Below are 14,262 nucleotides of genomic sequence, written 5' to 3' on the forward strand. Positions count from 1 at the left end.
CTCTGGGCCGTGCCGCGTCGCGCGTCTTTTTGAGGTACCGGTCCATCGTGGCCGCGCTCATCCGCTCCAGCTCGCGGAACGCGAAACCGTCCCAGTCGGCGAGCTCGCCGTGCGCGCGCAGCATGGGCATCCACAGGGGCAGCATCGCCTTGAGGTACTTCGCGCACGGCGCATCCATCATCAGCCACACCTGGACCAGCAGCTCGCGCGACTGCTCCGAATACCGCTTCGGCCGCTCCGCGGGCGACATCGACGGCCTGCCGCGCCCGGCTTCCGTGAGTCTGCGTCTCGCGGTGCTCCTGCCGATTCCCAGCACGGAGCACATCTCATCGAGGATGCGTCCCTTGTCCTTCTTCGACGCCTTCATGTATTCATCCCTGAATCTCAGGGTGACCTGCCGCTTCGTCGCCATGCTGATCCTGTCTTCCATAAGACAAGCCAAACAGGACCGATACCGTTCGCGCTCATTCCCGATGAGGCACCACCACACCCTACGCGCTCAAAAAACGTGAGGCACGTCGATACTGCCGGGCTTGGTAGCTGCGATGCTAAACTTTGCCCCGAGGGTAAGGTCAAATTCACAAGGGTGACAAAGGAGTGTCATCAATGCGCGATGATGATGAGCTGCTGACCATCGGCGAAGTCTCCAAGCTTGATGGCACCAGCGCCAAAGCGTTGCGCTATTACGATGCACACGGCATTTTGACGCCTTTTGCAACCGACTCGCGTACTGGCTACCGGTATTACACGCCCGATCAGATGCTGGAAATGGATGTGATTCGACTGTGTCTGGACGCTGGCATGCCGTTGGAGTCTATTGAATCCTTCCGCGCGAAGGACGGCATGCTTGATTGGCGTGCGCTGATGGAAACCGGGCGTGAACGGGTGGCACGGGAAATCACACGCTTGCGCACCTTGGAGACGAGCCTCAATGATTATTTGGGCGAAGTGACGCGTAAAGCTCGCACACCTGCCGATGGCATCGTATGCTCAGATCTGCCACCCACATGGATGCTAGGCAAGCCTTGGCCGTTTTTTGGCGGTTCATTCCAGTTGAAACCGTATTTGAGGGCGATGACCGCGCTGCGTGCGGCCGTGCATGAGGCTGGATTGCCGAGGCTTTTGCGACGAGGCATTCTGGTGGACCTTTTGGAGCATAAGGCATACGCCTATCAGCAGTTCGAAGCTGACGCTCCAGATGCATCCGCATCATCAAACTCATCGCATGATGGCCACAGCGTCTCCGCCACCGAATCGTGCGGTTCGGATAATGCCGTTGATTTCGAATTCGACTCTTCATTGACCGTTTTCCATCCCACGGGAGGGCCGGCAGAAGGTCAGGTCATCGAACGGGAATCCTTAACCGCATGCTTCGATGAAGCGCTCACAATGGCCACGAAACTTGATTCCAATGAATGGCGGCATGTCACCATCTGCGAGATCTGGGGCAGTCATACGCCGGAAGGCTCAATGCGAGTACGCTACACCCGGCACCATTGCGATGCCGGGCGCATGTAGGAATCCGTATTACTCCTGGAAGACGTCCGGGTGATTCGGATCGCCGGGGATGTCCGCGAGCAGACCTTCGAGCCCCAGGAATTCCTTCCAGAATTCAAGCGGCTGGCCATACGGCGAAGCCTGACGACCGTGAGCTTGAATATTGGCCTTGGCCTCGTACACTTCTTCTTCGGTGATGCCGTCGAAGTAGCTTTCGAGTCGTTCACGGTTCTCCGGCACGTAGAACAGCGAGGAGACGATTTCCGTCAGACGTTCCGCACGCTCGATCGGCAGCGAGTCCCAGTGGCGCAGTTCCACGAAGTTCTTCAAGCGCACATCATTGAAGTGCGTGGAAATGATGTGGTTGATCTCGTATGGGTTGAGCTCACGATCCGGGTACACGTCGCCGGCGTTCTCACGGAAGGCCGGACGATGCAGCTCTTTCGGGCTGGCTCCGGAAGCCACAGCTTCGGGTGTATGCGTCAAATCGGCGAACATCAATGGCGTGGAGAGCACATCAATCGCGTAATCCTCCCAGCCAAATCGCGGGTCAAAGAGCCCCGGAATCACATTGGTGCGCTGGAAGTCAAGGTAGTCCCACATGCGCTGGCGCAGCAGCGGCCACGGGTTCGGTTCGCCTTCAAAGTATGGGGTATTGCGGAAGAAGTATGCCAAAATCGGGCCGATCACCGTGCCCAAACGCATCTTCTCGATGGCATCATGCTCATCCACAAAGTCGATGCTGACCTGCGTGGAGGCAGAGCAACGCATCATGCATGGGCCGAACTGGCCAACGCGGCCTAGATAGTCGGTCATTGCATCGTAACGGTCCTTGGGATTCACCGGCACATCGGCGAAGCTTGACTTGGGCTGGTAGCCATAGTTGACCAAGCGGAAGTCGAGATCCTCCAGAATCGGATCTACTTCGCGGCGGAACTTGGTATACAGGGTAATCAGATCACTCGGCTTTTTCAGGATGCCGATGGAGGTTTCCACCTGGCCACCAGGCTCCAAAGAAACCGAGACCCCCGGGCGCCCCAGACCTACCAGATGACCGTTCTCCCAATACTCCTTCTCTTCGTCATAGTAAGGAGCGAGTCGTTTGAGCAGCGTCTCAATACCATTCGGCTCGTAATAGCTGACGGCGGTATCGCTGCCGTTATGCACCGGCAGATGCTCGATTTCCACACCGAATCCACCCGTGCCTCGCTGGGCGCGGCCGCTTTCGAAGAACTTCAGCAGGCTTTCGACATGCTTGGGGTTCGGCTTGGCAAGCAAATGCGCATAACTAATCCTCGGAGTAACCATAATCGGTATGGTAAGCGAGACAGGCTCTGGCCGCGCCCGAATGCCCGCCAATCGGCTATATGAAAAACCGATAGCGAGCACTATGCAATTCGGCGGCGTTGAACCCACAACACCCCCGAAAATATCTCAATAGATTTTCCGCTATACTTACTACTTTGTAAAGTTTATTTACATATATCGGCAACGTAGCTGATTACGACGTCCCTGCATCACCTCTTTGTCCATCTCGATTACCCGCATCTCACACAGTAAGGAAGCTCCTATCACGCGGGCCACAGCAATGTTGCATTCGATCTACACGCAGAGGACGCCCACACGAAAGGAAGAAGACATGTCACTGCCCACTTCTGGGCATGGCCCTAAAACCATTGCGGCAGTAGTCGCTTTGGGAACTGCGCTCGCCTTCGCCACACCAACGGCGGCATTTGCGCAGCAAACCACCTCCACCAAGGATTCCTCCAAGGGCACCACCTACTACGTGTCATCCGAACACGGTAGCGACGACAATGCCGGCACCAGCCAGAAGAGCCCGTGGAAGACACTCAACAAAGTTAACGAAATCGCTTCCGATCTTGAACCTGGCGACAGCGTTCTGCTGGAGTACGGTTCCGAGTTCAATGATCAATGGCTGCATATCCACGATACAGCCGGCACCCCGGATGCTCCGATCACCATTTCCGCCTATGGCGATGAAGCTGAAGGCAAGCCGCTTATCGCCTCCAATGGCGTGGAAGGCAGCCAATGGTACCAGGATTACCGTGCGAACGTAGGCAACCATAAGACCCGAGGCACCGTATCCACAACGTTGCTGCTCAAGGACGTCTCATATATTACGGTCTCGAATCTGGAGATCACCAACGATGATGAGAGCGTTTACGATCCCATCGATACCTGGCAGTGGACCGACACCGCCGACGCAGACGGCACGAGCCTTGACCGCAGCGCCGATCGTATGGATCGCACCGGTGTGGCCGGCATCGCCGAAAACGGCAGCACGATGAGCCACGTCACACTCGACAACCTCAACATCCACGACGTGGACGGCAACCTGTACAACAAGCACATGGCCAACGGTGGCATCTACTTCATGGCCCACCTGCCCAAAGAGCGCACTTCGGCCGCCGACGATGCATGGCTCAAGGAACATGTCTCTCGCTTCGATCACATCACCATTCGCAACAGCACCGTCAAGGATGTTGACCGTTGGGGCATCGCCGTGGGATACACCGCGTACCTCAACTACATCGATAAGTCGTCCAGGTGGCAGAACGACTTCGATTACGGCGACGGCACCATCGATGATGATCTGATCGCCAAATACGGCGCAACGAACGTGCTGATTGAAAACAACACGATCATCGGCGCTGGCGGCGACGCCATCACCACCATGTACTGCGACCGTCCGGTCATTCAGCACAACGTCGGCGATCGCGTCTCCAAGCACATCAATTCGGTTGATTACACGGCGAACGTGCTCAACAACACTGGTAACGCGGGCGTTGGCTATGGTCGAGTCGCTGCCGGCATCTGGCCGTGGCGTTGCAAGGATCCTGTGTTCCAGTACAACGAAGTGTACTCGAATCTCAACGCCGACCACGGCAATGGAGACGGCCAGGCATGGGATGCCGACTATGGCGACGGCACTCTGTACCAGTACAACTATTCGTACGGCAACAGCTTCGCTTCGCTGATGATCTGCAACTGGAAGGCCGTCAACACGACGTTCCGCTACAACATCTCGCAAAACGATAAGCGTGGCGTGTTCGATCTGCCCTCCAACGGCCCGGGCAACCACATCTACAACAACACTGTTTACGTAGATGCCGATAGCCGCGTGCTGACCACCCGCTCCAATTCGCAGGCACAGTTCGAGAACAACATCTTCATCAACGCGACCGACGAGAAGAAGACCGAAGAGTGGAACATCGGCGGCTACTACGGTGGTCAGGTGTACGACAACAACCTGTACGTCAACTATGCGAATACGCCGGCTTCCGACGCCAATGCCATTGTTGCCGATGATGTGGCCGACGTGCTCGAAGACGCTGGTTCCGCGCCGACTGCCGCACAGGCTTCCGGTGCCGAATACTCCCGCAAGGGCAGCACTACCGTGTTCGATGGCTACAAGCCGACCACCAACTCCCCTGCGATCAACGCAGGCAAGGTTGTCTCCGATCTCAATGATTACGCAGTAGAGCATGATTTCTTCGGCAACACCATCAAGGGCAAGCCTGATCTGGGTGCCGTAGAAAGCGGCGTGGCCTCGGCCTCAATGACCTCTTCGAAGTACGAGACAACAACCGTTGACGGCACGAAGGTCATGTACGTGACCTTCACCGACAAAAATCCGGTGACCGTCAAGAAGCTGCTGTCCAACGTTTCCGCTGATACCGGTGCGGACAAGGCCGTCTACCGCAAGTCCACCGGAGTGCTCAAGCAACTGTTCTCTCTGCTGGCTGGTTCGGATGCGGCATTGACCAAGCTCGACAATAATGAAGCCATTCAGGAGGGCGATATTCTGCGCTTCTCTGTCGATGGTTCGACGGCAACCGATGACTACACGATTGTGCAGCGCATCAACTGGGATTGGGTCGCCGATTACGAGCAGGGCACTGCCGACCATGATTGGAAGGCACAACGTCAGACCAGTGCAGGCGGCGCTTGGCAGACCATCACCACGTACGACAGTGACTGGCCGCAGACCAGCTACAACCAGTGGTATGGCGTGGGCTTGGATTACGACGCCTTCAACACCAATGGTCATAAGCTGCCGGCTTCCGATCAGCGTGGCTCCATCCACGGTCTTATTGCCGAGGATCCAGCCACTGCAGGCGGTGCTGCAATGGCTTGGAAGGCTCCGGAATCCGGCACGGTGAAGGTGTCCATCAAGGATGACGAACCGTATCTGCGCCAAACCGGCAACAATGGCAAGGCCATGACGTTGAAGCTCATGCATAACGACAAGGAAATCTGCTCGGCCGACCTGACCGTCTCCAAGCAGCAGTCCACTGACTTCGCACAGTGCGTCGCACAGCATGGCACCATCACCGTCAATGAGGGCGATTGGATTCGCATCACCGCCGATGCCGAAACCGGCATGACAAAGTCGTCCGCGCATATCAGCCCTGTCATCTCCTATGAAGATGTTGAGCCACCTGCTGAAGCTGAAGCCAAGCAGTACACGGTTTCCTACGATTCCGTAGCGGCAACCGTGGGTGCCGAGGCCAAGGCAGTGGCCGCGTTCACCAAAGACGGCAAGACGGTCAACGCTCCGGCTGGCGTCACGTATGCCATTGCCGGCGAGAGCGATGGTGTGACCATTGACGAGAACAGTGGTGTGGCTACGTTGACTCCTTCCGCCGACCAGTACGGCGCAACCGTCACCCGAACGGTGACCGTTACGTATGCGGATGGTTCTTCCACCACCACTACCGTCACGTTCACTGTGGCTCAGTCGTACGCACAGCGTTATGACGTGCGCTACACGAATGTTGCGATGAACGCGGGCTCCACCGCATCCACTCGCGCACCTCGCTTCTTCGTCAAGTCTGATGGCGCTGCGGCCGCTAAGCCGGAAGGCACTGTTTTCGCTCTTGACGGCAGCGTTGAGGGAGCAAGCATCGACACTGAAACCGGTGCAGTGACGTTCACAGCCGGCGCTGTTTCCGGAACTGTGTCGGTACCGGTCACCGTGACCTATCCGGGTACGCAGGGTGCTACGAGCACCAGCGTGACGTTTACCGTCAAGCAGCCGGCCGCTCTCAGCTCGTCCGAGCTGGAAACCGGTACTGCCAATGGCGTCAAGGTCATGTATGTGCCGATTGCCGCCGACAGTCCGATGAGCGTTGCCCAGCTGCTTGCCAAGGTGAAGACCGATCCGGCTAACGCCGATAAGGCCGTCTACCGCAACGGTGAGGCTCTTGATGGCACTGCCAACCTCGCGGCCGGCGATGTGCTGCGCATCTCCATTGCTGGTTCCACCGTGGCTGACGAGTATGTGGTGACTGCGAAGACCAGCTGGAACTGGGTCAATGATTTCAAGATCAACGAACAGGGCCCCATCTGGTACGGCCAGCGTCAGACTGCCAAAGACGGCGAATGGACTAACATCTCCGGCTTTGACGGCACGTATCCGAACTGGATGTACGAAACCTACTATGGCCCAGGCGTCGATTATGCCAACCATGATCTGCCTGCCGACCGCAGCGCCATCCACGGTCTGATCAGCGACTCCCCTGCTTCCGCAGGTGGTGCCGCGATGGCTTGGAAGGCGCCGAAGTCCGGCACGGTGAAGGTGTCCATCAAGGATGACGAACCGTACCTGCGTCAGGATAACAACAACGGCAAAGCTCTCACGTTGAAGCTGATGCACAATGATGAGGAAATCTGCTCGGCTGATCTCACCGTTTCCAAGCAGCAGTCCACTGACTTCGCACAGTGCGTTGCCGAACATGGCACCATCACCATCAGCGAAGGCGATTGGATTCGTATCACTGCTGAAGCTGCGAGTGGCATGAGCAGGCCGTCCGCGCACATCAGCCCGGTTATTGACTATGTGGCTGGAGAAACTCCGAAGCCGGAAGTCAATAAGGATGAGCTTCAGACTGAGTATGAGAAGGCTCTGCAGTTTGATGAGTCGAAATACACGGCGGATTCCTGGGCTGATTTCAAGGCAGCCCGTGATGCCGCCAAGGTGACGCTCGATAACGCCGATGCTTCTCAGGAGGATGTCAACACCGCGCTGAAGACACTCAAGGCAGCCATTGAATCCCTCGAGGAGGAAAAGCAGCCGGAGCCCGAGCCGGAGCCGAAGCTCAACGAACAGTATGAGCCTTCCTACCCGACCACTGTGGAAGCAACGGTTGGTAAGGAAGCCACTGCCGAGGTGTCGTTCGTCAAGGATGGTGAAGCAGCCGAGGCTCCCCAGGGCACCGCGTATGCCGTGGCTGGTGATGGTTTCACCGTGGCTAAGAACGGTACGGTGACCTTCACTCCGAGCGAAGCCGACTACGGTCAGTCCCGTACGGCGCAAGTCACTGTTACCTACAGTGATGGCACCACGGACACCGCTACGGTGGTGTTCAAGGTGGCAGACAAGGCAGTGACGCCGGACCCGGATCCTGACCCGACGCCAGACCCGGATCCTACCCCAACTCCGGACCCGGACAATAAGCCAACGCAGCCGACTGACAAGCCCACGACCAAGCCGACCGACACCAAGAAGCCGACTATCAGCGATACCGGCTCCAATGTCGCCGCGGCAGCCATCGCGGTTGTACTGACCACGCTTGCCGGTCTCAGCCTTGCAACGGTTGCCCGTCGCCGCAAGTAATCGCATCATGCAGGTGGCCAATATCGCATAATCGACGGCGGTCACCTGCATGACCGGCAAACCTGTCCGCCACGGGGCTTTCGCGGATCATTCCACGAAAGCCCCGTTTCTTATATCACTTACTTCCAAGGAATACAGTTAGCATGAATCGCATGAACCATCAGCACCATGTCATCATCGGCATTATCGCAGCCCTGCTCGTTATAGCACTAGCGGCAGGATTGGCCATTGCCTATGTTGCGCGCTCCGGCACCAATGCCGGCAATCATGCGGATATCAATGATGCATCGACCTCAGCCAGCGGTTTTCCCACCATCACATTTGGCAAAACCGTTATCGAACAACAGGAATACGTTAAAGCAATGAAAACGCAGCGCGCAGCCGCGCTGAACCATTTCAAGCAACAATACGATGTGAGCCTCAGTTCTGCCGGCTGGACCGGCGACTACGACGGCGAAATCCCTTATCAGTGGCTCGCCAAACAAACCATTGAAACGCTGAAAAGGCGCCACGCCGCTTATCTCATCGGAGTGGAACAAGGACTTGTGGATGATGATTCATATGCCGCCATCGTGCAGCGCATGAAGAACGTCAACCAGGGCAACGCCTCCGCCAAGGCCAACGGGAACATCGTATATGGTCGAACAACGTTTGATATTGACTCATATATCAGTTACGAGGTCAGTGCATTAAAGAACAGCTACACCAGCAACGATTCCAACCCGGATATGTCGTTAAGCGACGAAGACGTGCAAGCCTATTACGACGCCCATGATTGGACACTCGAAGGAGTGGAGGGCAAAGCCCCGCTCGATGAGATACGCGGCAACGTCAAAGCCCAAATGCGTTCCGAACGATATGACGCCTTAGTGCAATCCAAGGCTGATGCAATCGCTGTCACCATAGCGTGGAAAAAGCTATACAATTTCACGCTTCAGAAAGTTGCCTGATTATGTGTTGGGCCCCGCCACTGAACAGTGGCGGGGCCCAACACATAGTGTATGCATAGTGCTATCAGTCAGCGGAGGTGAATCCCTGCGGCTCTCCCGCTTCTGAGAACTTCGCCAGATGGGCTTTCTTCGCGGCTGCAATCATCAGCTTGATGCGGTTGAGCTGGTTCGCCTCGGAGGCACCCGGATCATAGTCGATGGAGACAATGTTGGCTTCCGGATGCAGTCGGCGAATCTTACCGAACATGCCGCGGCCGGTCACATGGTTCGGCAGGCAGGCGAACGGCTGCGCGCAAATCACATTCGGGCAGCCCTGTTCGATAAGTTCCAGAATCTCAGCCGTAAGCAGCCAGCCTTCGCCGGCCTGTACGCCGATGGAGGTGACTTCGCCGGCCTTCTGAACGAGTTCAGGCATTGGATCATCCTGCTTGAACTTGCCATGAGCCAGCGCAATGGCCTTCTTGATCGGCGCATTGTACATGTCAAGGCCCCAGCGCATCAGTGCGTACAGCTGCTGGTTGCCGCCCATGCCGAGGTTCTTCTCGTTCCAGTCGGTGATATAGGGGCGGGTGGTCATGAATTCCATGATGCCGGGCACCACGGCCTCGCAATCCTGCGATTCGATGACGTCCACCACATGATTGTTCGCATCAGGCTGGTACTTGACCAAGATCTCGCCCACCACTCCGACGCGCACCTTGCGCGGGATATTCTTAAGCGGCAACGCATCGAAGCTCTTCACGATCTCCTTGGCGAGCGTGCCGTACGGCAGGTAGCCCTTCTTGAGCCACGGGGTCTTGGCCGCGGTCTTGGAGAAGCCGTGATGCTCGATGGTTTCGCGCACAATGGTGTCCCACTGCTCGTAGAGCTTGTTGGCAGAGCCCTGCTCGGCTTCATACGGACGCACGCGGTACAGGCATTTCATCAGCAGATCGCCGAGAATCAGTGCCTTGATGGCGCGATGCAGCAACGGCACCGTGGCCTTGAAGCCTGGATTGTCTTCCAAACCCTGAGTCGAGATGGCGATGACCGGAATCTGCGGGTACCCGGCATCAATCAAAGCCTTGCGAATCAGACCGAAGTAGTTGGTTGCACGGCACATGCCACCAGTTTGGGTGATGGCGAGGCACACTTTATCCGGATCGTATTTGCCCTGCTGAATGGCGTCGATCAGCTGACCGATCACCATGATGGCCGGGTAGCAGGCATCATTGTTCACGTATTTCAAGCCGGTTTCCACGTCGTCGCGGGAAGCGTGCTTCAAAATATCGAACTTATAGCCACCGGAACGGATCACGGATTCCACGAGCGAGAAATGAATCGGGCTCATCTGCGGGGCCACGATGGTGTAGTCGTGCTTCATGTTCTTCAGGAACTTCTGGCGATGGGCGTAGCGGCTCATCGTGGCATTGTTATGCGCGTTCTTCTTGGCCTTGCCCTGCTGGTCGACGGTGCCATTCGAGCCGGCGAGCACGTTCTTGGCGTTCACTGCCTCTGTGAGATCACGCTGTGCGGCCTTCTTGGAAGCCTCACGCATGGCTTTGGTGAGCTTCGGGTTGGCTGCCATTGTGGTGTCAAGCAGCACCTGACGGCCTGGAGTTGGTGCCTTGGAGCCGGTTTTGCGGAAGCCCATCGGCTTGGGACCAGCGGCCGGCTGGGTTTCAGCCTGCTCGGCCTTGACCTTGGCTTCGGCGGCTTCGACTGCGGCCTGTGCTTCGGCGAGCGCAGCCTTGGCTGCGGCCAAATCAGCTTCGGCCTTCTCCTTGGCGGCTTCGCGAGCCTTATCCTCAGTCTGCACTGCGGCAGCTTCGCGGGCGTTGTTCGCCTCACGCTCCTCGACTGCGGCCTTGAGCGAACGCAGTCGAATCTTGGCGGCACCAAGGTTGGAGACTTCGTCAATCTTGAGCAGCGTGTACACGTCGGCCTTGTCGGCGAGGATTTCGGCCACCTGATCGGTGGTGATGGCGTCGAGGCCGCAGCCGAACGAGTTGAGCTGCACGAGCTCGAGCCCCGGATAGGAGGCCACGAAGTGTGCCGCCGCGTACAGGCGGGAGTGGTATGCCCACTGGTTAGTGACGCGCAATGGCATCTTGGTCACCGTGCGGTCGCCAACGTGACGGAATCCTGCCGCGTTCTTGGCGCGCGGATCGGATTCACCTTCCGAAAGGAATGCAGTGAGGTTGAGCTTCTCCCCCGGCTGTAGTTCACAGATGGAATCCTCAGAAAGCACCACCATGCCGAGCGAGCAGATGGTTTCCGGGATGCCGTGGTTGATTTCGGGGTCGATGTGGTATGGACGACCTGCGAGCACGATGCCTCGGCAGCCGTGTTCCTTCATATAGGCGAGCGCGGCGAGGCCTTCCTGCTGCACGTCGTGCTTGAAGACCTTGTCTTCGGCGTAGGCGGCCTTGACTGCGGTTTCGGCTTCCTCGCGGGTCACGTTGGCCCACGCGAATTCCTCAACGATGCGGTCCACCATGAGTTCATGGTTGGCAAGGTTGAAGTACGGGTGCATGTAGCGCACGTCCGGGTCGCGCAGTTCAGGCATGTTCGCACCAACAACCAACGGATAATTGGCCACCACCGGGCAGTTGTAGTGATTGTCAGTGTTGGGGACCAGATTGTCCTCGTAGCTTACGCACGGGTAGAAGATGGTCTTTACACCCTTGTTGAGCAGCCACTTGATATGGCCATGCACCAGTTTCGCCGGATAGCAGATGTTCTCAGAGGCGATGGATTCGATGCCTGTTTCAAACAGCTCATGGGAGCTGCGGCCGGAAATCATCACCTTGAAACCGAGTGAGGTGAGGAGTGTGAACCAGAACGGGTAGTTCTCGTACATGTTGAGCGCACGCGGAATACCGATTTCGCCGCGGGTGGCCTTCTTGTCGGTCAGGCGGCGGTAGGCGAAGCAGCGCTTGTACTTGTAGTCGTAGAGGTTCGGACGGTCGGAACGCTTCTTCTTGGCGTCGCCGCCGCGTTCGCAGCGGTTGCCGGTCACGAAACGGGAACCATCGGAGAACGTGGTGATGGTGAGCTTGCAGTGGTTCTGGCATAGCTTGCACACGTCACGCTCGGTGGTCATCGACATGTTGTCGAGCGCTTCGCCGGTCAGAATGGAGCTGGCGGTGTGTGCCACACCGTCCACAATCACGGTATGGGTTTCCGGCTCGGCTGCAGCAGCGGTTTTCTTGAAACCTTCAGTCTGAGTGTCGTTGGTCGGCTGCGACTCTTCTTCGCTACCGTCAGCCTTGACCACTGCATCCAGATGGTCAGCCTCATCCTGATAGTGCATGCGGGCGGTCAGAGCAGCGCCGAATGCACCCATCAAGCCAGCAATATTAGGACGGGTGACCTCGCGCTCAGTCAAGAGTTCGAAAGCACGCAGCACAGCATCGTTCAGGAACGTGCCGCCCTGCACCACCACAGTGTCACCAAGCTCACCGGAATCACGCAGCTTGATGACCTTATATAGTGCGTTGCGCACCACGGAATAGCACAGGCCAGCCGCGATATCTTCAATCAAGGCGCCTTCCTTCTGCGCCTGCTTGACCGAGGAGTTCATGAACACGGTGCAACGGGAGCCCAAATCCACCGGATGCGTGGATGCGAGCGCCTTCTGCGTGAATTCCTGAATCGTCAAGCCCATTGACATGGCGAAGGTTTGCAGGAACGAGCCGCAACCGGAAGAGCAAGCTTCGTTGACGGCGATGGAATCGATCACACCATCAGTGATGGCGAGGTACTTCATATCCTGGCCACCGATATCAATGACGGCGGTGACGCCGGGACTCACCATTTCGGCACCGCGATAGTGGGCCATAGTTTCCACCACGCCCTCATCCAAGTGCAGGCCGGTGGTGATCAGGCCTTCACCATAGCCGGTAGCACAGGAGCGTGCGATCCACGCGCCTTCAGGCAGTTCAGATTGAATCTTCTTGACGATATTGATGGCGGCGGTCAGCGGGCTGCCTTCATTGTTGGCATAGCTGGACCAGACGATTTCGCGATCGTCGTTGACGAGCGTTGCCTTGATGGTGGTGGAGCCGGCATCAATGCCCAGGAAGTGCGGACCATGAGCGCCTTCGAGCGTACCGATGTGGATGTGTTCCTTATGGTGACGCTTGTTGAACGCTTCGCGGTCGGCTTCGGTGGGGAACAGTGGTGGCATGGTGGGCGTATTGGAAGGCAGGTTTTCCAGCTCTTCCAAACGCTTCAGGATTTCGGCACAGGTGTGTGCTTCGAAATGATGACCTTCATCGTCGGCATCAATATCCGCCTGCAATGCGGCACCATAGGCTACATACAGGTGTGCGTTGGTGGGCACGATGAACTCGTCCACCTTGCCTTCAAGTGCGCGCTGGAATGCGGCGCGTAGTTCGGACATGAAGAACAGCGGACCACCGAGGAATATCACAGTGCCGTGAATCGGACGGCCGGATGCGAGGCCGGCGATGGTTTGCGTGGCGACCGCGGTGAAAATAGATGCTGCAAGGTCCGGCTTGGCGGCACCATCGTTGATCAGCGGCTGCAAATCGGTTTTGGCGAACACGCCACAGCGTGATGCGATCGGATACAGGTTCTCGTAGCTCTTGGCCATCTCGTTGAGGCCGGCTGCATCAGTGTCCAGCAGCGTGGACATCTGATCGATGAACGCACCGGTACCGCCAGCGCAGGAACCATTCATGCGCTGCTCGGGAGTAGGCTTCAGATAAGTGATCTTGGCATCTTCGCCACCGAGCTCGATGATGACGTCTGCCTGCGGATATTCCTTATCGATGGCTTCGGTTTCAGCGATGACCTCTTGGATGAACGGCACATGCATGTTGTCGGCCAGCGCCAGACCGCCAGAACCGGTGATGGCTAAACGAATCGGCTCATCACCGCGACCGAGCTCTTCAAGCTTCTTATGAATATCTACGAGCAGGCCAGCCACGGTGGCACGCACATTGGCGTGGTGGCGGCGATAGTCGGAGAACAGGGTGGATTTGAGGGAATCAGACTGGTCAAGCACTACGGCCTTGACCGTGGTGGATCCAATATCCAGTCCCACGCGCAACGGCTTGACGGTCTTCGGAGCCGCCGCGTTGGCGTTTGCGGTGTCCGTGGTGCCCTCAGTCACGTTCGATGCGGTATCAACCATGTATTCCTCTTAGCTTCGGCCTCCGGGATGGT

The 14,262-nt window shown here is 57.4% G+C and carries 5 protein-coding genes and 1 pseudogene; 3 read left to right on the forward strand and 3 right to left on the reverse strand.

Annotated features, from left to right (window positions below; all coding sequences use genetic code 11):
• A pseudogene (locus Tam1G_RS08010) lies at positions 1-430 on the reverse strand (integrase catalytic domain-containing protein); the annotation flags it as partial.
• A gap of 176 nt (positions 431-606) precedes the next feature.
• Between Tam1G_RS08010 and Tam1G_RS08015 the strand changes: the two are divergent.
• Positions 607-1,518: a MerR family transcriptional regulator gene (locus Tam1G_RS08015; RefSeq protein ID WP_033891348.1), complete on the forward strand. Its 912-nt coding sequence runs from the start codon at positions 607-609 to the stop codon at positions 1,516-1,518.
• Between the two features lie 9 nt (positions 1,519-1,527).
• Here the strand turns inward: Tam1G_RS08015 and Tam1G_RS08020 are convergent, their stop codons facing one another.
• Positions 1,528-2,805: a glutamate-cysteine ligase family protein gene (locus Tam1G_RS08020; protein WP_033891349.1), complete on the reverse strand. Its 1,278-nt coding sequence runs from the start codon at positions 2,803-2,805 to the stop codon at positions 1,528-1,530.
• Between the two features lie 331 nt (positions 2,806-3,136).
• On the opposite strand from Tam1G_RS08020, the gene lnbX reads away from it, so the two are divergent.
• Entirely contained in the window at positions 3,137-8,137 is a 5,001-nt protein-coding gene (gene lnbX / locus Tam1G_RS08025; protein ID WP_081890074.1) for a lacto-N-biosidase, read from the forward strand.
• A 143-nt stretch (positions 8,138-8,280) separates the two neighbouring features.
• Positions 8,281-9,087, forward strand: coding sequence for a lacto-N-biosidase chaperone LnbY (gene lnbY / locus Tam1G_RS08030; protein WP_051917424.1), 807 nt, complete (start codon positions 8,281-8,283; stop codon positions 9,085-9,087).
• Positions 9,088-9,151: 64 nt separating this feature from the next.
• On the opposite strand, the gene Tam1G_RS08035 is transcribed toward lnbY, so the two are convergent.
• A complete protein-coding gene (locus Tam1G_RS08035; RefSeq protein ID WP_242689595.1) occupies positions 9,152-14,230 on the reverse strand; it encodes an acyl-CoA dehydratase activase-related protein in 5,079 nt (1,692 codons plus the stop codon).
• Positions 14,231-14,262: the final 32 nt, after the last annotated feature.

Origin of the sequence: Bifidobacterium imperatoris, from assembly GCF_002860405.1 — a bacterium.
GTDB classification, from domain to species: domain Bacteria; phylum Actinomycetota; class Actinomycetes; order Actinomycetales; family Bifidobacteriaceae; genus Bifidobacterium; species Bifidobacterium imperatoris.

Bases quoted from the DNA above. Each gene is read 5' to 3' on its own strand.
- Tam1G_RS08015 (WP_033891348.1), top strand. From the start codon at position 607: ATGCGCGATGATGATGAGCTGCTGACCATCGGCGAAGTCTCCAAGCTT.
- lnbY (WP_051917424.1), top strand. From the start codon at position 8,281: ATGAATCGCATGAACCATCAGCACCATGTCATCATCGGCATTATCGCA.
- lnbX (WP_081890074.1), top strand. From the start codon at position 3,137: ATGTCACTGCCCACTTCTGGGCATGGCCCTAAAACCATTGCGGCAGTA.
- Tam1G_RS08020 (WP_033891349.1), bottom strand. From the start codon at position 2,805: ATGGTTACTCCGAGGATTAGTTATGCGCATTTGCTTGCCAAGCCGAAC.
- Tam1G_RS08035 (WP_242689595.1), bottom strand. From the start codon at position 14,230: ATGGTTGATACCGCATCGAACGTGACTGAGGGCACCACGGACACCGCA.